General features: G+C 30.8%; 20 protein-coding genes. 19 read left to right on the top strand and 1 reads right to left on the bottom strand.

Going from position 1 to position 19,529, the window contains the following annotated elements:
• The first annotated feature begins 42 nt into the window (after positions 1-42).
• Positions 43-954, top strand: a complete 912-nt coding sequence (locus DY123_RS02735; protein ID WP_108982153.1) for a tyrosine recombinase XerC — start codon at positions 43-45, stop codon at positions 952-954.
• A 75-nt stretch (positions 955-1,029) separates the two neighbouring features.
• Entirely contained in the window at positions 1,030-1,905 is an 876-nt protein-coding gene (locus DY123_RS02730; protein WP_165807704.1) for an aldose 1-epimerase family protein, read from the top strand.
• A gap of 115 nt (positions 1,906-2,020) precedes the next feature.
• Here DY123_RS02730 and plsY read toward each other — a convergent pair whose 3' ends face one another.
• On the bottom strand, positions 2,021-2,641 hold the full coding sequence (gene plsY / locus DY123_RS02725) for a glycerol-3-phosphate 1-O-acyltransferase PlsY (protein ID WP_108982215.1): 621 nt from the start codon (positions 2,639-2,641) through the stop codon (positions 2,021-2,023).
• A 146-nt stretch (positions 2,642-2,787) separates the two neighbouring features.
• Here plsY and parE point away from each other — a divergent pair, with 146 nt between their 5' ends.
• The 17 genes from parE (at position 2,788) to purF (ending at position 19,529) form a co-directional block, all read left to right on the top strand.
• Entirely contained in the window at positions 2,788-4,761 is a 1,974-nt protein-coding gene (gene parE, locus DY123_RS02720; protein ID WP_140924052.1) for a DNA topoisomerase IV subunit B, read from the top strand.
• Between the two features lie 15 nt (positions 4,762-4,776).
• Positions 4,777-7,236, top strand: coding sequence for a DNA topoisomerase IV subunit A (parC, locus tag DY123_RS02715; RefSeq protein WP_140924050.1), 2,460 nt, complete (start codon positions 4,777-4,779; stop codon positions 7,234-7,236).
• A 127-nt stretch (positions 7,237-7,363) separates the two neighbouring features.
• Positions 7,364-8,332 carry a LysR family transcriptional regulator gene (locus DY123_RS02710; protein ID WP_105964621.1) on the top strand — a complete coding sequence of 323 codons (969 nt, stop codon included), beginning with the start codon at positions 7,364-7,366 and terminating at the stop codon, positions 8,330-8,332.
• 21 nt (positions 8,333-8,353) lie between these two features.
• Positions 8,354-9,283 carry a manganese-dependent inorganic pyrophosphatase gene (locus DY123_RS02705; RefSeq protein WP_140924048.1) on the top strand — a complete coding sequence of 310 codons (930 nt, stop codon included), beginning with the start codon at positions 8,354-8,356 and terminating at the stop codon, positions 9,281-9,283.
• A gap of 137 nt (positions 9,284-9,420) precedes the next feature.
• Entirely contained in the window at positions 9,421-9,858 is a 438-nt protein-coding gene (msrB, locus tag DY123_RS02700; RefSeq protein WP_105964619.1) for a peptide-methionine (R)-S-oxide reductase MsrB, read from the top strand.
• A 17-nt stretch (positions 9,859-9,875) separates the two neighbouring features.
• On the top strand, positions 9,876-10,397 hold the full coding sequence (gene msrA, locus DY123_RS02695; protein ID WP_140936395.1) for a peptide-methionine (S)-S-oxide reductase MsrA: 522 nt from the start codon (positions 9,876-9,878) through the stop codon (positions 10,395-10,397).
• A gap of 73 nt (positions 10,398-10,470) precedes the next feature.
• Complete coding sequence (locus tag DY123_RS02690; protein WP_140924046.1) at positions 10,471-11,100, top strand: helix-turn-helix domain-containing protein; 630 nt, start codon at positions 10,471-10,473, stop codon at positions 11,098-11,100.
• A complete protein-coding gene (locus DY123_RS02685; RefSeq protein ID WP_140924044.1) occupies positions 11,091-11,663 on the top strand; it encodes an IS3 family transposase in 573 nt (190 codons plus the stop codon). Before DY123_RS02690 ends, DY123_RS02685 begins: the two co-directional genes overlap by 10 nt.
• The gene (locus DY123_RS02680; RefSeq protein WP_140924043.1) at positions 11,660-11,797 is read left to right on the top strand and encodes an IS3 family transposase; all 138 of its coding nucleotides are present in this window, start codon (positions 11,660-11,662) and stop codon (positions 11,795-11,797) included. Before DY123_RS02685 ends, DY123_RS02680 begins: the two co-directional genes overlap by 4 nt.
• A 124-nt stretch (positions 11,798-11,921) precedes the next feature.
• Positions 11,922-12,467 carry a metal-dependent hydrolase gene (locus tag DY123_RS02675; RefSeq protein ID WP_140924041.1) on the top strand — a complete coding sequence of 182 codons (546 nt, stop codon included), beginning with the start codon at positions 11,922-11,924 and terminating at the stop codon, positions 12,465-12,467.
• Between the two features lie 156 nt (positions 12,468-12,623).
• Positions 12,624-13,103 (top strand): 5-(carboxyamino)imidazole ribonucleotide mutase, encoded by a 480-nt coding sequence (gene purE, locus DY123_RS02670; RefSeq protein WP_140924039.1) that lies wholly within the window; start codon positions 12,624-12,626, stop codon positions 13,101-13,103.
• Positions 13,090-14,211, top strand: a complete 1,122-nt coding sequence (gene purK, locus DY123_RS02665; protein ID WP_140924037.1) for a 5-(carboxyamino)imidazole ribonucleotide synthase — start codon at positions 13,090-13,092, stop codon at positions 14,209-14,211. The genes purE and purK overlap by 14 nt, the downstream gene beginning before the upstream one ends.
• Positions 14,212-14,227: 16 nt before the next feature.
• A complete protein-coding gene (gene purC, locus DY123_RS02660) occupies positions 14,228-14,938 on the top strand; it encodes a phosphoribosylaminoimidazolesuccinocarboxamide synthase (protein WP_140924035.1) in 711 nt (236 codons plus the stop codon).
• Positions 14,939-14,952: 14 nt separating this feature from the next.
• Complete coding sequence (gene purS / locus DY123_RS02655) at positions 14,953-15,201, top strand: phosphoribosylformylglycinamidine synthase subunit PurS (RefSeq protein WP_105964613.1); 249 nt, start codon at positions 14,953-14,955, stop codon at positions 15,199-15,201.
• Positions 15,202-15,205: 4 nt separating this feature from the next.
• Entirely contained in the window at positions 15,206-15,874 is a 669-nt protein-coding gene (gene purQ, locus DY123_RS02650) for a phosphoribosylformylglycinamidine synthase subunit PurQ (protein WP_140924032.1), read from the top strand.
• 2 nt (positions 15,875-15,876) lie between these two features.
• Positions 15,877-18,096: a phosphoribosylformylglycinamidine synthase subunit PurL gene (gene purL, locus DY123_RS02645; protein WP_140936188.1), complete on the top strand. Its 2,220-nt coding sequence runs from the start codon at positions 15,877-15,879 to the stop codon at positions 18,094-18,096.
• Positions 18,081-19,529 (top strand): amidophosphoribosyltransferase, encoded by a 1,449-nt coding sequence (gene purF, locus DY123_RS02640; RefSeq protein WP_140936394.1) that lies wholly within the window; start codon positions 18,081-18,083, stop codon positions 19,527-19,529. The genes purL and purF overlap by 16 nt, the downstream gene beginning before the upstream one ends.

The following is a 19,529-nucleotide window of genomic DNA, read 5'->3' as shown; positions in this document are numbered from 1 at the left end:
ATTTTATTTAAGGGCTCTTTTTATTAGAATGAGTGATTTAAAATGGAAAAATATAATGATAAAGAATTAATTGACTGGTTTATGGAATATATAAAAGACGAACGTCAATATTCTGATAATACAGCTATTGCTTATAAAAACGACATAGATCAATTTGTTAATGGGATGCACGATAATAATCGTAAATTACTACAAATAGATGATTTAGATGTTGAAACTTATTTAAATCATTTACGTAAAAATGATGATAGTAGGAATACTATTGCCAGAAAGATATCATCTTTAAGTTCATTTTATAATTTTATGATGAAGAATGATTTGATCAATGAAAATCCATTTTCTTTTGTTAATTTAAAACGACATAGTGGCCATTTACCTAGGTTCTTTTATCAAAAGGAATTATTGGAGCTTTTCAAAGGAGCTAGTTTAGGAAATAACAAAAGGTTAAATTATCGTAATTATGCTTTATTGGAAACTCTTTATGACACAGGGATGCGTGTTAGTGAATGTGCGGATCTATCTTATGATGCAATTGACTTTGAAAATAGAATTATTACTGTAATTGGTAAAGGTAATAAACAAAGATATTTACCATTCGGGAGGTATCTAATTAAAGCATTGGATGATTATGAAAATAAATGTCGTAGACCATTGATGCAAGAATATCATCAACAGCATGACTTTGTTTTCGTTAATCAACATGGTAAACATATTACTAGTCGTGGCATTGAATATGCTATGGATGAAATTATAAAAAATACATCATTAACAACAAAAATCCATCCACATATGCTTCGACATACTTTTGCTACTGAAATGCTTAATAATGGTGCTGATTTGAGAACAGTACAGGAATTATTAGGACATAGTAGTTTATCAACAACTCAAATATATACCCACGTTACTAGTGAGAATCTTTTAAAAAATTATAATAAATTCTTTCCCAGAGCTTAGCATGTGAAAAAATTGTTTTATTTTTAATTATTTTTATTGTAAACTTAAGATATTATGAATTTTCGGAGGGTTATGATGCTAGTTAATTTAGGTAATGAGTACTTGAAAGTCATAATCAACACAAAAGGTGCTGAAGTTACAAGTATAAAGAATGATCAAAACATTGAATATATTTGGCAAGCAGACAGTAATTTTTGGGGTAGACATGCCCCCATTTTATTTCCAATAGTTGGTCGCCTAAAAGATGACCAATATGAATATGATGGTAAAAAATATTCTATGGGGCAACATGGATTTGCCAGAGAGATGGAATTTTCAGTTACCAAAAGGACTAATGATGCTGTTACAATGCAGTTAAAATCGAATGCATCAACATTTGAAATGTACCCATTTCATTTTACTTTAACAATTAGTTATTTATTATCTGGTTCTAAATTGAAAGCTGAAATAAGTGTTACTAATGATGGTCAAAATGAAATGTTGTTTTCAGTGGGAGCACATCCTGCCTTTAATGTTCCTTTAGATAACTTATCTGAGAAAGACTATAGTGAATATTATATTAATGTTTTTCCACAAAGAACTTATAAACAAGTTCCTTTTAAAGCACCTTATATTGATTTAAACAATGTTTCCGATATTGATTTATCTAAACTTTTACAATTAAAACATGAAATCTTTTATGATGATGCTAAGGTTATCAAAATAAATGATAAGAAACTAATTTGTCGTTTAGGTAATAAAAATTTTGATCATGGTGTTGAAGTTGAAGCTAATAAACCAGAATATGCAGGATTATGGTCAGCCAAAAATGCACCATTTGTTTGTTTAGAACCATGGTGGGGTGTAGCTGATGATATTAATGCTGATGGTATCTTAGCTCATAAAAATGGAATCAAACATTTATTATCAGAACAAACATATAATACTAATTATTCAATTGAAATTTTTTAAAGAAGCTACTTTATTAGGGCTTCTTTTTTTATAACCCATCATAAATTAAAAGTTACTTTAACTTAAATAGCAAAAAAATAAATAACCTTACTTTTAGGGTTATTTATTTTTTTTGCTATTTATTTCTATGATTATATATTAATCCAAATGGAACTAAGTTTTCATTTCCTTCTTTAATTCGAATTATATTCTTTCTATGTCTAATGAAAATAAAAATGGTTAGCAACAAACCAATTGTACCTAACCATGGATCATTGTCTAAAAATAATAAGATTACAATTAATGGAAATGAGATCATACTTGCTAAGCTTACCATGCTAGTTATATAAGTGAATGAAAATTCAAAAATACATGCGCATAAAAATAAAATTGGATGAATAGCTAGTAACATTCCTGCACTAGTTGCAACAGCCTTTCCACCTTTAAATTTATCAAAAATTGAAAATGTGTGTCCCAAAATCGCAAATATTCCAAAAATAATGGGTGATATGTTTACATTAAAAAAGAAGGGTAGTGAAGTTGCTAAGGTTCCTTTTAAGATATCCATAATCATAACAATAGTACCTGCTTTCTTACCTAGTACTCTATAAGTATTAGTTGTACCAATGTTACCAGAACCATGCTTTCTAACATCTACATTAAAGAACCATTTTCCAATCCATATACCACTAGGGATAGAACCTAATAAGTAGGCAATTATTAATAAAATAGCTAGTTTCAAACTTTTTTCCTCCATAAATATATTATTATTTAATTTTACCATTTATATTGATTATGACAACTTTATAAAAGGGAACAAATGTTCTACATTATATTTATTCCCCTTTAAAATGCATATTAAATAAGGTAATATATTATATTGTAGTAAAGGAGTGTTTTGTAATGCCTAAAGATACACAGAATTATGATGACTCTTCAATTCAGGTTTTAAAAGGATTGGAAGCAGTTAGAAAACGTCCCGGAATGTATATTGGTTCTACTGATAGCAAGGGATTACATCATTTAGTATATGAAATCGTTGATAATGCAGTTGATGAAGCATTAGCCGGTTTTGGTGACGAAATTGACGTTACAATTCATCCAGATAATAGTATCACGGTTGTAGATCATGGTCGTGGTATGCCAGTTGGAATGCATTCATCTGGTAAACCTACGCCTGAAGTTATTTTTACTGTATTACATGCTGGGGGTAAATTCTCAGAAAATGGTGGATATAAAACTTCTGGTGGTTTACATGGAGTTGGTTCTAGTGTTGTAAACGCACTTTCAACTAGCTTAAGCGTATCTATTGTCCGTGATGGATATAAATATGAGGAAGATTTTAAAGATGGTGGTCATCCAGTAGAAACTTTAAGAACTGTTGGTAAGACCAGTGATCATAGTGGAACTACTGTGACATTTAAACCTGATAATAGTATTTTTACAACAACTATTTTTAATTATAATATTTTAAAACAACGTTTAAGAGAATCTGCCTTTCTATTAAACGGTATTAAAATTAATTTGTCTGATGAAAGAAGTGGACAAGAACAAAAAGATACATTCCATTATGAAGATGGAATTAAAGAATTTGTTGCTTACCTAAATGAAGACAAGCATACATTGGGTGACAACATTATGTATTTTGACGGTAAAAAAGATGGCGTTGAAGTTGAAGTAGCTGCTCAGTACAACGATGGCTATACTGAGAATACTTTATCTTTTGTTAATAATGTACGTACTAAAGATGGTGGAACTCATGAGTCTGGTTTTAGAAGTGCTTGGACTAAATCTTTTAATGAATTTGCCCGAAAAGTTAAATTATTAAAACCAAAAGAAAAGAACTTAGATGGTTCAGATGTTCGTGAAGGTTTATCATCTGTTATTTCTATTAAAGTTCCTGAAGAAATGCTTCAATTTGAAGGCCAAACTAAAGAAAAATTAGGTAGCCCTGAGGTAAGATCGATAGTCGATAACGTTGTTTCTGAACAACTAGGATACTATCTAATGGAAAATGGTGATTTTGCACAAAGTTTAGTTCAAAAATCATTAAGGGCTCGTAAAGCCCGTGAAGCTGCTCGTAAAGCCCGCGATGAAAGTAGAAGTGGCAAAAAGCATCATAAAAAAGAACGTTTATTGTCTGGAAAGTTAACACCTGCTCAATCAAAAGATGTTTCTAAGAATGAATTATTCTTGGTCGAAGGTGATTCTGCTGGTGGTTCAGCTAAACAGGGTCGTGATCGTAAGCATCAAGCAATCTTACCTTTAAGAGGTAAAGTATTAAATACTGAACGTGCTAAATTAGATGATGTTTTAAAGAATGAAGAAATAAGTACTATGATTTATACCATTGGTGCTGGAGTTGGTCCTGAATTTAATATTAAGGATGCTAATTATGATAAGATCATCATTATGACGGATGCTGATGATGATGGAGCTCATATTCAAATTCTATTATTAACATTTTTCTATAAATACATGCGTCCAATGATTGAACAAGGAAGAGTTTATATTGCTTTACCCCCATTGTTTAAGATTCAGCAAAAGCAAGGACGTAGTAACAAAGTAGATTATGCTTGGACTAATGACGAAATGGATGAAAAACTAAAGAATTTTGGTAAACATCCTTCATTACAACGTTTTAAAGGCCTAGGTGAAATGAATGCTGATCAGTTGTGGGAAACCACTATGGACTCTGATAATCGCACCTTAATTCAAGTAAACATTGATGATGCAGCATTAGCTGAGAAGAGAGTTACTACTTTAATGGGTGATAAAGTAGAACCACGTCGTGAATGGATTGAACAAAATGTTGAGTTTAATCTTGAAGAAGATGGGAGTATTTTAGATAAAACTAAAAAAGAAGAAACTGAATAAAGGAGGTTAATTTAGTTGGACAAAAAATCAATTATTGAAAAATTAACCCTAGAACAAATTATGAGTGAACGTTTTAGTCGTTATTCTAAATCAATCATTCAAGAAAGAGCTCTACCAGACATTAGGGATGGATTGAAACCCGTTCAACGTCGTATTCTTTATGCAATGAATAAAGATGGTAATACTTATGACAAAGGGTTCAGAAAGTCAGCTAAATCAGTTGGTAATGTAATGGGTAATTTTCATCCTCATGGTGATAGTTCGATTTATGAAGCCTTAGTTAGAATGAGTCAAGATTGGAAATTACGGGAACCATTGATTGAAATGCATGGTAATAATGGTTCTATGGATGGTGATCCTGCAGCTGCAATGCGTTATACAGAAGCTCGATTAAGTAAAATTTCATCTGAAATGTTACGTGATATTGATAAAGATACAGTTGATTGGGTACCAAATTTTGATGATACTGAAGAAGAACCAACTGTATTGCCATCACGTTTTCCTAATTTATTAGTTAATGGAGCAACTGGTATTTCTGCAGGATATGCAACTGAAATTCCTCCTCATAATTTATCAGAAGTATTAGATGCTCTTATATACTTGCAAAAGCATCCGGATGCATCTTTAGATGAACTAATGCAGTTTATTAAGGGACCTGACTTTCCGGTTGGTGGAATTGTTCAAGGATTAGATGGTATTAAAAAAGCATATCAAACTGGTCGTGGCAAGATTGTTATTCGTTCCAAGACTAATACTGAACAATTACGTGGTAATAAATCACTTATTCGTGTTACTGAAGTTCCTTATGATGTCAATAAGTTGCAAATGGTTAAGCAAATTGATGAAATTAGAATTAATAAAAAAATTGATGGAATTGCAGAAGTTAGAGATGAAAGTGATCGTAATGGTCTTTCAATTGCAATTGAGTTAAAAAGGGATGTTGATGTTAAAGGTATTTTAAATTACCTATTTAAGAATACTGATTTACAAGTTAACTATCATTTTAATGTAGTTGCTATTAATCATATGCGTCCTGAAAGATTACCATTAAAAACAATTTTAGACTCTTATCTTGGTTATCAAAGGAATGTAGTTACTAACAGAACTAAATTTGATTTAAAAAATGCAATGAATCGTCAACATATTGTTAATGGCTTGATTAAAGCATTATCAATTTTAAACAAGGTAATTAAAACTATTAGATCAAGTAATAATAGAAAAGATGCTTGTCAAAATTTAGTTAAGGAATATGACTTCTCCAGTAAACAAGCTGATGCAATTGTAAAATTACAATTGTATCGTTTAACTAATACTGATGTTACTGAATTGCAAGAAGAAAATGATAGATTAAGCAAAGCCATTATTGAATATAATACGATTATAAATGATCCAAATGAATTAGATAAAGTATTGACTAAGGAATTTAAGCAAATTCAAAAAAATTATGGTAATTCTCGTCGCACAAAAATTGAAGAACATGTACAAGAGCTTAAAATTAGTAAGAATGTGACTGTCCCTGATGAAGATGTGGTTGTTTTAGTTAGTCATGATGGTTATTTAAAACGTAGTAGCATTAGATCTTATAAAGCTTCTGATGTTGAAGAAAATGGACTAAAAGAAGATGACTATCCAATTTTTTCATCTGAAATGAGTACATTAGATCATATATTTATGTTTACCAATAAAGGCCATTTAATTTATCGCCCAGTTCATGAAATAGCTGATGCTAAATGGAAAGAAACAGGTGAACATATTTCTCAAACCATTGGTTTAGATAATGATGAACAAATTATAAACATATTTACTTTTAATTCATTAAAAGAAACTGGTAAATTTTTGATTGCAACAAGTGATGGATATATTAAACAAACAGAATTTAGCAAATTATTACCAGGTCGTACTTATCGTTCTCATGCAACTATGTATGAAAAATTAAAGAGCGATGATGCAAGAGTTATTAATGTTAAATATGTTAGCAAAGATGATAATCCAGAAGTTGTACTTGTATCAAATGTTGGTTTGTCCACTAAATTTGAAATTTCACAAGTTTCAACTAATGGTGCAAGAACCACCGGTGTTAAATCTATGGAACTTAGAGATGATGAATTTGTAGTTAACTTCCAATTAGTTAATGACGATGATATGCTAGCAATGATTACTCAACGTGGTTTTTATAAAAATATGCTATCTAAAGATATTCCTTTAGCAAGTCGTGGTCGTAGAGGAGTGCAAGTTTTAAAACCATTAAAACGCAATGCTCATGAAGTAGCTGATTTTATAAAACTCCAAAAAACTGAAGACGATTTTACTCCAATTAGGGTCTTTACGGATCGTAATAGGCACCATGATATTATTCCAAGTGACCATCCTGTTAATGATAGACAATCAAATGGATCTGCCGTTATTGATCTAAATCACGAGGGAATGCCACTTAAAATGAAAATATTGAATCCTAATGTAGTTGTTAATAAATAATTTTATATAAAAGTAATTATTTATAATTATAATAAAATTCTTGTTATTTATAATTTTATAGTTTATCATTATAACTTGAATCGTATAACTATAATAATTTGTTATCATTAAAAATTAGGAGTAAGTTATGAAAAAGACTAGACAAGAAAATATTTTTTCATCCAAAACATTAACGTATTTTTTACAATTAGCTGATACTATGAATTACACTCAGGCTGCACAAATATTGGGTATAACTCAGCCAGCATTAACCCAACAGATTAAAAAATTAGAAAAAACAATTGGTTCGCCATTGTTTTATTCTATTGGTAAAAAGCTTAAATTATCAGCAGCTGGAAATATTATGCTTAAATCAACAAAGGAAATTTATAGCATTTTAAATGAAACAGCAGATGAAATTGAGCAATCTAATAGTGCAACTAGTGGAGAAATTAATATTGGTGTATTATCATCAATTCAAGATAAAGTTCTTGAAGATTTTAGCATCGAAATGTATAAAGAAAATCCTTCTTTGACAATTAACCTTCGTATGTTAACTCGTAAAGAAATTTGGGAATCTTTAGAAAATAACCAAATTGATTTAGCGATTATGTATTTGCCAGACTCATCTATTAAAAATTGGAAACCTTATGAAGCTAAAAAGATTATTAGTGATGACTTGATGTTTATTCATCATAATAAAAAGTTATCTAACAATAGTAAAGTGAGATTCCAGGATACTATAGATACTCCTTGGGTTACTTATCCAGAAGGTTATTTCTTAGACTTTATTTTAAAAGAAAAGTTTAAAAATCAATTAGTAGATTTACCTACAAGTGCCGCTCGTTTTACAACGCCTAATCAAATTTTAAAATTTGCATTAGAAACTGGTTCAAATACGGCATTGCCTAGTTCATTTATGATTGACAAAGATGTTAATAAAATGGAAAATATAGATGCATGGGTTTCTAAAATGACCCCCAATATTAAGTTTGATTTAGCATTTGTTTATCGTAAAAACAAACGTCTAATTCCTCGTATTGGTAATTTCTTAGATCAATTTGATAAGTTTTTAGAAGAAAAAGATTACTTATCTAGACTTAAGGAAAAAGATTAAAATTTTAAAGGGGATTTTTTAATGGCTAAAGAATTAGTTTTTGGGCATCAAAGTCCAGATACAGATGCAATTTGTGCTGCTATTGAATATGCATATTTACAAGAAAAGTTAGGTTATGACGTCGAAGCTGTCGCTTTAGGAGAACCTAATGAAGAAACAAAATTTGTTTTAAATCAATTTAATCAAAAAGCTCCTCGTGTTATTAAAGAAGCTAAGCCAGAAGTTGACTCAGTTATGTTAGTTGACCACAATGAACCACAACAAAGTGTTTCTGATATTAATAAATTAAATGTTACACATGTTGTTGATCATCATCGTATTGCTAACTTTAATACTGAAAAGCCATTATTCTACCGTGCAGAACCAGTTGGTTGTGTCAGCACTGTATTATTTGAAATGTTTAATGAAAAATCAGTTGAGATTCCTGAAAAGATTGCTGGATTAATGTTATCAGCAATTATTTCAGATACTTTACTATTAAAGTCACCTACAACAACTGATGTTGATAAAAATGCAGTAAAAGAATTAGCAAAAATTGCCAATGTTGATTATGAAGATTATGGTATCAAAATGCTAAAAGCTGGTACTAACGTTGATGCCAGATCTGATGAAGACTTAATTGATGGTGATGCTAAATCATTTACAATGGGTGGAAAATCTATTCGTATCGATCAAATTAATACTGTAGATTTAAATGATGTGTTAAAACGTAAAGATAATTTGAAAAAAGCAATGAAATCAGAAGCAGAATCTGAAGGTTATGATTTATTCTTAGTTATTGCTACTAATGTTTTAGATAGTAATTCAGAATTAATTGTTGTAGGTGAACCCAAAGATGCTGTTGAGAAAGCCTTTAATGGTAAGCTTTCTGAAGAAGATACAATTGCTTTACCTGGTGTTGTTTCAAGAAAGAAACAAGTTGTGCCACCATTAACTGATATTTTAGATTAATTTTATATCAATACTCCTTGGGAATTTAATTCCTTAAGGAGTATTTTTTATTCGTTAAGCTTGCATTATATATAAAAATGAGTATTATATAATATATGTCGTACAAGATGTATTCTTTTACTAAGGAGTTGCTATTTATGACTAAATACAATAAAGAAGACTTAAAAAAGGTTTTGACAGATGAACAATATAATGTAACTCAAAATGCAGGTACTGAAATGCCATTTACAAATAAATATGATGATTTTTTTGAAGATGGATTGTATGTTGACATTGTTTCTGGAGAACCACTTTTTACTTCCAGAGATAAGTATAATTCTGGCTGTGGTTGGCCGGCATTTACGAAACCAATTGATCAAAAAAATATTAATAGTAACTTAGATACTTCACATGGAATGGTTAGAAATGAAGTTAAGAGTAGTCAAGCAGATTCTCATTTAGGCCATGTATTTCCTGATGGTCCTAAAGATAAGGGTGGTTTAAGATACTGTATAAATTCTGCATCATTAAAATTTATTCCAGTAAATAAATTAGAAGAATCAGGATATGGAGAATATCTAGACAGCTTTAAATAAGAGAGGATGATTAAATTATGAATAAAGACACTGCAATCTTTGCTGGAGGATGTTTCTGGTGTATGGTAGAACCATTTGATCAGCAAGCTGGTATTGAAAAGGTAATTTCTGGATATACAGGTGGGCATGTTCCTAATCCAACTTATGAAGAGGTATGTTCACATACTACTGGTCATACCGAAGCGGTTGAAATAACTTTTGATCCTTCAATAATTTCCTATAAACAATTAGTTGACATTTATTGGAGACAAACAGATCCAACAGATGCTTCAGGTCAGTTCCAAGATCGAGGAGATAGTTATCGTCCAGTTATCTTTGTAAATAGTGATGAACAAAGAAAGATTGCTGAAAATTCTAAAGAAGAGTTAGCTAACAGCGGTATGTTTGATGAACCAATTGTTACTAAAATTGAAGATGCTAAAACATTTTATCCCGCTGAAGAATATCATCAAGATTTTTATAAAAAGAATCCGTTAAGGAATCAAATTGAAGAACTTGGTGGTCGTCAACAATTTAAAGATACTAAGTGGAAAAAATAAAAAAGAGCTCATAAATGTGAAGTGACCCCCAAAAGTTGGACAAGAAATTGTTCAATATTTTGGGGGTCATTTTTTGTTTAAATTTAGTTATGAATTTAAATTAAATGTTGTTTTAGAATATCTACAAGGATATGGTTCAACTTATCTTTGTAAAAAATATAATATTGTGAATAATAGTACTGTTTTGCTATGGATTAATATGTATAAAGCCTACGGCTTAAAGGGTTTAATTGTAAGAAATTACGGTAAAGTGTATTCTGGTGAGTATAAAATAAAAGTGCTGAATTGGATGCACACCCACCACAAGTCGTATCCAGAAACAGCACTTCAATTCAATATATCTGCCAGTAGTACTATCTTCACTTGGCAGAGAAGAATGGAGACCAAAGGCATACGATCATTGTACAACAAACGTGGCCGCCCTAAAATGAAGAAAACTAAATCAATCATAAACGCACATCAAAAAGCTTTAGCTAAAAAATATATGGTTAAATATCATTATGAAAAAATTAAAATTGAAAATAATAATAGTAGTCAATTTGTTTGTGTAAACAAACTTATTCATCAATTAAAGAATTTCTCCAAGAGCTATATTTTAAAGATTATTGAGTATCCTCGGAGTATTTATTATTATAATCTTAAGAAAGCTACGCTTTCTTTCAATAAATGTGGTATTGAAAAGCAAATAAAAAAATCATTCTAAAACATACTGCTTATGGATACCGTAGGGTAACTGCAGTATTAAGGAAATCCGGACTAAATATCAATCATAAACGTGTACAAAAGATAATGAAACGTAATAATTGGCAATGTAAATTGTTTAGTCGACGCAAACGTAAGTATAATTCATATAAAGGTCAAGTAGGCAAGATTGCTTATAATATATTAAATGGTGATTTTACAGCCAATAAATTTGGGCAAAAAATTACTACTGACGTTAGTGAATTTAGATATGGCAATGAAGATATAAACCATCGGTTTTATTTATCACCAGTAATGGATTTATATTCAGACAAAATAATATCTTTTAATATTAGTAAACATCCAAATGTAAGTTTTACTTTAAAGGCACTAAATGAAGCAATGCTTAATCTAAAATCATTACCTTATAGAACTATTGTGCACAGTGATCAAGGTTTTCAATATCAACATCATAGTTGGGCTAATACATTGAAAAAATATAATGCGATTCAGTCTATGTCCCGTAAAGGGACATGCTTAGATAATGCACAGATGGAATCATTTTTTCATATTATGAAAAAATGATGAATATTCATTATAATACAAAAGAATCCTTAATCCATGCCATGAAAGCATGGATTAAGGATTACAATAATAATAGAATAAAAGAAAAACTAGGATACCAATCACCAAATCAATATTTGGGATTAATATCCTAGTAAAAGTTGTCCAACTTTTGGGGTTCACATCAATGAGCTCTTTTTTATTAATTATCATAAATAAATAGTTACTTTAACTAACAAATATGATAAAATAAAAAGAAAATAAAAGGATAGATAATAATTGGCTTTAAGAAGAACACACATTGCTTTATCCGAAGCAATTACACTAGGTTTTATAAATATAGAACATCAATCATTATTAATATCTGGAACAGAGATAATCGGCATATGGATTGGAGCCCAGTTACCTGATATTGATCAAAAACAAACAAAGATAAATAAAAAGGTTGGATTAGCAGCAAAACCAATGACTTGGTGGGGACATAGAACGTGGTCACATACAATATGGATAATAGCATTATTATTTTTTATATCATACTATTTATCTAGTAATGATTATTTAAATGGGCAGTTTTTATTTGATAATTCTTTCTTAAAACTATTATATTATGGTGTTTCCTTTGGGACGTTATTACATATAATTGAAGATTCTTTCTCAATTGAAGGGGTTCGATGGTTTTATCCGTTCGATAAAAATGTTAATGTTCGCAAAAAAGGATTTTTTAGATACAAAGTTGGTGGAAAAAAAGAAAATCTTATTTTATTTATTTCAATATTAATAATTATATTTAATTTAATAATATATGTGATTAGTTTTAATTATTAGTCTGGGGGGTATGCATTTAGCATGTCCCTTTTTTATTTTCCATTAGCAAATGCGAACATTTTAAAAACAATTGCCAATGTTGTTCGTCTTTTTAGTTGACCAATGTAAAATTAGTTGATAATATGAAGTTATTACATATAAGGAGGAGATATTTTTATGGATGTAGCATTAGTTATGGGATCTATATCTGATTGGGATAAAGTTAGGGTCACGACCGAATTGCTTAAAAAATTAAATGTATCCTTTGATAAACATGTTATTTCTGCCCATAGGATGCCCAATGAACTACAAACGTTTGCTTCTTCAGCAAAATCCGAACATTATAAAATAATAATTGCGGCAGCAGGTGGAGCAGCACATTTACCTGGAATGATGGCTGCAAATACAGATTTACCGGTTATTGGGATTCCAATACAAACTAAGTCATTGAATGGAATGGATTCACTATTATCAATGGTTCAAATGCCAGCAGGTGTTCCAGTGGCTACAGTTGCCATTGGAGATGCTGGAGCAAAAAATGCAGCTATTTTAGCAGCACAAATAATCGCTTTAAATAATCCAACAGTTGCAGATAAATTGGATACATTTAGAAGAGATCAAACTAAGGAGGCAATTAATAGCAATGAAAGGCTCTAATAAATTAGTTTTACCTCAAAATACCATTGGAATTTTAGGTGGTGGACAATTAGGACAGATGATGGCACTATCTGCAAAATCTATGGGATATAAAGTTGGTATTTTAGATCCCACGCCTCATTCATCGGCATCTCAGGTAGCCGATTTTCAAATAATTGCTGAATATAATGATCAAAAAGCATTAAATAATTTAGCAAATAAATCTAATCTAATTACCTATGAGTTTGAAAATGTAGATCAAAACTCAATTAAAAAAATAAAAGACAAAGTTTTAGTTCCACAAAAATTAAATGAGTTGTCGATTAATAGTCATCGTAAAAGAGAAAAAGATTTTTTATTTAATAATAATTTACCAGTTGTAAATTATCAGTATGTTAATAGTGAAAGTGATTTAGAAGCTGCTATAAGTAAAATAGGATTTCCTAGCATATTAAAGACATGTGAAGGTGGCTATGATGGTCATGACCAAATTGATATTAATAATGAAGAAGACAAACATAAAGCATTAAAAAAATTAAATAATCGTGAATGGATACTAGAAGAAAAAGTAAAATTTAATAAGGAAGTATCGATTATGGTTGCAAGAAATAATCAAAATCAGATAGAAACTTTTCCTTTAAGTGAAAACATCCATAAAAATCATATATTGCATACTAGTATTGTTCCAGCCCGTGTAAACGATTTAGTTCATGAAAAAGCAAAAAATATTGCCGTAAAGATAGCTCAAAAATTAGATTTAACAGGAGTACTTGGCATTGAATTCTTTTTGCTACCAAACAATGAATTGATTGTTAATGAAATGGCTCCAAGACCACATAATTCAGGACATTATACTATTGAAGCATGTAACATATCACAATTTGAAGCACATATTAGATGTATTTGTGGTTTATCAATTCCTAAAATAAAAATGGATCATAAAGCTGTGATGGTTAATTTATTAGGATCTAATATTGAAGTCGCAAGAAAAAACCTCAATAATCACCCTGATTGGCATTTACATGACTATGGTAAAGCTGACATCAGGAATGGACGTAAGATGGGACATATTACTGTAATAGGCGATTTTATAGATGATTTATTAAATAAAGTTGAGCAATTTAAATAATTAGGAGCATACAACAATGGATAAATTAGTCGACTCAGGTAAAACTAAACAATTGTTTCAAACTAATGATAAAAACGTTTTAAAAGTTCATTATACAAATCACACTACTGCTGGTGATGGCAAAAGAAATGAACAAATCGAAAATAAAGGGGCAGTCAATAATCAAATATCTAGTTTAATTTTTCAATATTTAAATAAATTTGACATCCCTAATCATTTTATTGAACAAACATCTAATACAGATCAGTTAAATAAAAAGGTGAATATGCTTCCATTAGAAGTAGTAGTAAGAAATTTGTCATCAGGACATTTTCAGAAAAGATTTGGCACTAATAACTTACATCAATTATCAAAACCAGTTGTTGAATTCTTTATGAAAAATGATGAGCTTCACGATCCAATGGTAAACGATTTAGATGCCCAAGCTTTGAATATTGCAAATGAACATCAATTATCTAAAATGCGTGATTTAGCTTTAAAAATAAATATAGCATTAATCAATTTATTTAAAGAAATAAATATTACATTAGTCGACTTTAAAGTGGAATTCGGAATAGATGAAAGCAATCATATAATTTTGGCTGATGAAATTTCACCAGATTCATGTCGACTAATAGATACAGATACAAAAGAATCATTAGATAAAGATGTCTTTCGTAAGAATGAAGGAAATATGATGAAAGGCTACTACAAAGTTTTACATAAATTACAAAAAGAACTGGCATAAGGAGCAATAATATTATGTATTTGGCTAAATTATATGTAAGTCACAAACCATCAATTTTAGATCCTCAGGGCGAAGCTATTAAAAAAGCATTACACAGTTTAAATCATCAAAGTGTTGAATCAATTTCACAGGGAAAATATTTTGAAATTAATTTAAATGAAAATAATCAAGAAGATGCTGAGAATGTTTTAAAAAAAGCATGCGAAGAATTATTAGTTAATCAAAATATGGAAACATACCACTATGAGATAAAGGAAGTGTAATCCAATGAGATTTGCAGTAATTAGTTTTCCAGGGTCTAATTGTGACAATGATTTATATTATGCAATCAAGGATGGAATTGGAGAAAATTGTGACATGGTTTCTTCTGAAGATACTAACCTTAATATGTATGATGTGATTTTACTACCAGGAGGATTTTCCTTTGGCGATTACTTAAGAAGCGGTGCAATTGCAAGTTTATCTCCTATCATGAAGAGCATAAAAGAAACTGCCAACAATGGAAAAATAATTATTGGCATTTGCAACGGCTTCCAAATTCTCACCGAATCACATTTACTTCCCGGATCTTTAATTAAAAATAATAATATGCAATTTGTTTCTAATTGGGAAAAATTGTCGGTATCAAATAATCAAACCATTTTTACCAATGAATACAAGAAGAATGAACAAATTAACATTCCTGTCGCACATGGTGAGGGACATTATTATTGTGATCAAGACACTTTAGCTAGTCTTAAAGATAATCACCAAATCGTTTTCACTTATAACAATAATCCTAATGGTAGCATTTCTGATATTGCAGGGATTGTCAATAAAGAAGGTAATGTATTAGGAATGATGCCACATCCAGAAAGAGCAGTCGAAGATATTTTAGGTAGCAAGGATGGACTAAAATTCTTTAAATCAATTTTAAATCACAAGGTAAGGAGCTAACTATGTTAAAAAAGCATATTGAACCATCAGCCGAAGAAATTCGTGATCAAAAATTATATGTTCAAATGGGCTTAACTGAAAAAGAATATAAAATAATTGTAGATAAATTAATTCATAGATTACCTAATTATACGGAAATTGGTTTGTTTTCGGGGATGTGGAGTGAACATTGTTCATATAAAAATTCAAAATCTATTTTAAGAAAATTTTGGTCAGACGGATCACGAGTTTTACAAGGTCCGGGTGAAGGTGCTGGAGTTTTAGATATTGATGATGGACAAGCAGTTGTTTTTAAAGCAGAAAGTCATAATCATCCCAGTTTTGTAGAACCATATGAAGGAGCTGCAACCGGAGTTGGTGGTATTATTCGTGATATTTTTTCAATGGGAGCTAAACCCATTGCATCATTAAATAGCCTAAGATTTGGCAATTTAGATAGCCAAAAAAATCGCTTTTTATTATCTCAAGTCGTTTCAGGAATTGCTAATTATGGTAATTGTATTGGAATTCCAACAGTTGGTGGTGAAATTGGATTTGACGATACATATAATGGAAATCCATTAGTTAACGTAATGTGTGTTGGATTAATGAATAAAAAGGATATGGAAACTGGTCGTTCAAAGGGTTTAGGTAATTCCATTATTTATGTAGGTGCCAAAACTGGACGTGATGGAATTAATGGTGCTACTTTTGCCTCAAGTGAATTTAGCGAGAAAGAAGAAGCAGGACGTTCAGCAGTTCAAGTTGGTGATCCTTTTATGGAAAAGCTATTAGTAGATGCTTGTTTAGAAATAACTAAGTATCATTCGGATATCTTAGTTGGTATTCAAGATATGGGAGCTGCGGGAATTGTATCATCTTCTGCAGAAATGGCAGCTAAAGCAAATAGTGGAGTGGACTTAAACCTAGATTTAGTTCCTAAACGTGAATCTGGAATGACTCCATATGAAATGATGCTCTCTGAATCTCAAGAAAGAATGCTTTTATGTGTCAAAAAAGGGCATGAAGACGAGGTTATTAATATTTTCAAAAAATATAAACTTGAGGCTATAGTTATTGGAAAAGTTAACGATGATGGTCAATATCGATTGAGCTTTCAAGACGAGATAGTTTGTGATATTCCAACCAAAAGTCTAGTTGATGATGTTCCAGAATATTCGCATCCAGTCATAAAACCTAAGCGATTGTTAAAAAGAACAAATGATTATTATCCAGCATTTGATGATACATATCAGATACTAAAAGAATTATTATCACAGCCAACTATCGCTTCAAAAAACAGCATTTATCGTCAATATGATAGTCGGGTTCAAGCGAATACTGTTTTGTCACCAGGTAGTGACGCAGCAATAGTAAGAATTAGACACACCAACAAGTCATTAGCAATGACTACTGATTGTAATAGTCGATATATATATTTAAATCCTTATGTTGGTGGACAAATTGCTGTTGCAGAAGCAGCTCGTAATATTGTAGCCAGTGGAGGACAACCAATTGGCATTACTGATTGTTTAAATTTTGGTAATCCTGATGATTCCGACAGCTATTATTCAATGGATCAATCGGTTGAAGGAATGTCAGAAGCTTGCAAAAAGTTTGACACTCCAGTAATCGGTGGAAACGTTTCACTATATAACGAGACCGATGGTAATTCAATTTATCCAACCCCAATGGTAGGCATGGTTGGTTTAATTGAAAACAATAGCAATGTTATGGATCAACATGCTAAAAAAGCTAAAAATTTAGTATACGTTATTGGCCAAACATATGACGATTTTAATGGCTCAGAATTACAAAAAATGCTAAATAAAAAAATTAGTGGTGACATTAAACATTTTGATTTAAACGAAGAATACGATAATCAAAAGTTAGTACAAAATATTATCAAAGAAGGATTAGCTAACAGTGTTCATGATGTTAGTGAAGGTGGACTAGGCATAGCTATTACTGAAAGCTTATTCAAAAAAGGATTAGGTTTTAATGGCGAGATTAATATATCTAAAGAACAATTATTTTCAGAAACTCAGTCCAGATTTGTATTAACGATTGATCCCATTAACAAAGATAAATTCGAAAAAATTGCTGGTAAAAAGGTTGAGATGATTGGTCATACAACTGCAAATCATAAAATAAATATGCAATTAAATAATGGGAGTTTAACTGGTGATATATTTAATTTGCGTAATGCATGGGAGGACAGTCTAGCATGCTACATGAAATAAAGAGTTTAAATGAAGAGTGTGGAATATTTGGTATTTTTAATGCTAAAGATGCTGCTGAAAATGCATATTTAGGGATGCATAGTTTACAACATCGTGGTCAAGAAGGTGCCGGAATTATCTCTTTTGATGGCAATAAAGTATATGCTCACAAAGGTCAAGGGCTCCTATCAACGGTGTTTAAAAATCAAAATAATCTGGATAAACTAACTGGAAATTCAGCAATTGGTCATATTCGTTATGCAACTGCTGGAAGCCGTGGCCTACAAAATATTCAACCTTTCTTTTTTAATGATCCTAAAATGCCGTTTGCTATATCACATAATGGTAATTTAACTAATGCTGAAACACTAAGAAAAGATTTGTCTAAAAATGGAGCACATTTTCAAGCCGACTCTGATAGTGAACTCTTAGGATTATTGGTAATGTTAGATAATCATGATAAATTCATTGATCGTTTAAAAGCATCCCTAAAAAAAATACGTGGTGGTTTTGCATTTATTATTATGACTGCTAAGGGCATGACTGGTGTTGCTGATCCGCATGGACTTAGACCCATCGTTTTAGGTCAAAACAAAGACGGTAGTTATATCTTATGCAGTGAAACATGTGCTCTAGACCAAATTGGCGCTAAATATATTAGAGATTTGCAGCCTGGTGAAATGATAACAATTAATGACAATGGATATACAATCAATCATTTTACCAAATCGCAAGGCTTGACCGTTTGTTCATTGGAATATATTTATTTTGCTCGAGCTGATTCAGTAATTCATGGAGTTAGTGTTCATGAAGCTAGAAAAAAGATGGGGGTAACCATTGCTCAAGAGCATCCCGTAAAAGCAGATGTTGTGCTAGGGGTTCCTAATTCTTCTTTAGACGCTGCAATTGGCTATGCTCAAGCAAGTGGCATTCCGTTTGATATGGGAATGATTAAAAATCAATATGTTGCCAGGACTTTTATTGAACCTACCCAGGATAAGCGTGAAAGTGGTGTTTCAATGAAACTAGCGGCTGTAAAGTCAGTGGTTCAAGGTAAAGATATAATATTAGTGGATGATTCAATTGTAAGAGGGACTACTAGTAAATATATCGTTAAATTACTTCAAGCAGCTGGTGCTAAATCAATTCACGTTAGAATTGCATCACCAGTTATCAAATATCCATGCTTTTATGGTGTCGATATTGAAAGCAAAGCCGAATTAATTGGTGCTAATAAAACGGTTGAAGAAATTAGAGAATCCATCGGGGCAGACTCATTAGCATATTTAAGCATCTCCGGCATGATTAAATCGATTAATATTGATTCTGATAATCAGTATCATGGATTATGTACAGCATACTTTGATGGCAAGTATCCAACAAAATTATATGACTATCAGGATAAATACGATGCAGAAACCAAACAAATCGAGCAAAGTAAAGGGGTGAAATAA

The sequence above is a fragment of the Apilactobacillus micheneri genome (assembly GCF_006493595.1).
In the GTDB taxonomy this organism is placed as follows: domain Bacteria; phylum Bacillota; class Bacilli; order Lactobacillales; family Lactobacillaceae; genus Apilactobacillus; species Apilactobacillus micheneri.
Note: the sequence above shows the minus strand (reverse complement) of the source record. Positions and strands in the feature narration are given on the sequence as shown.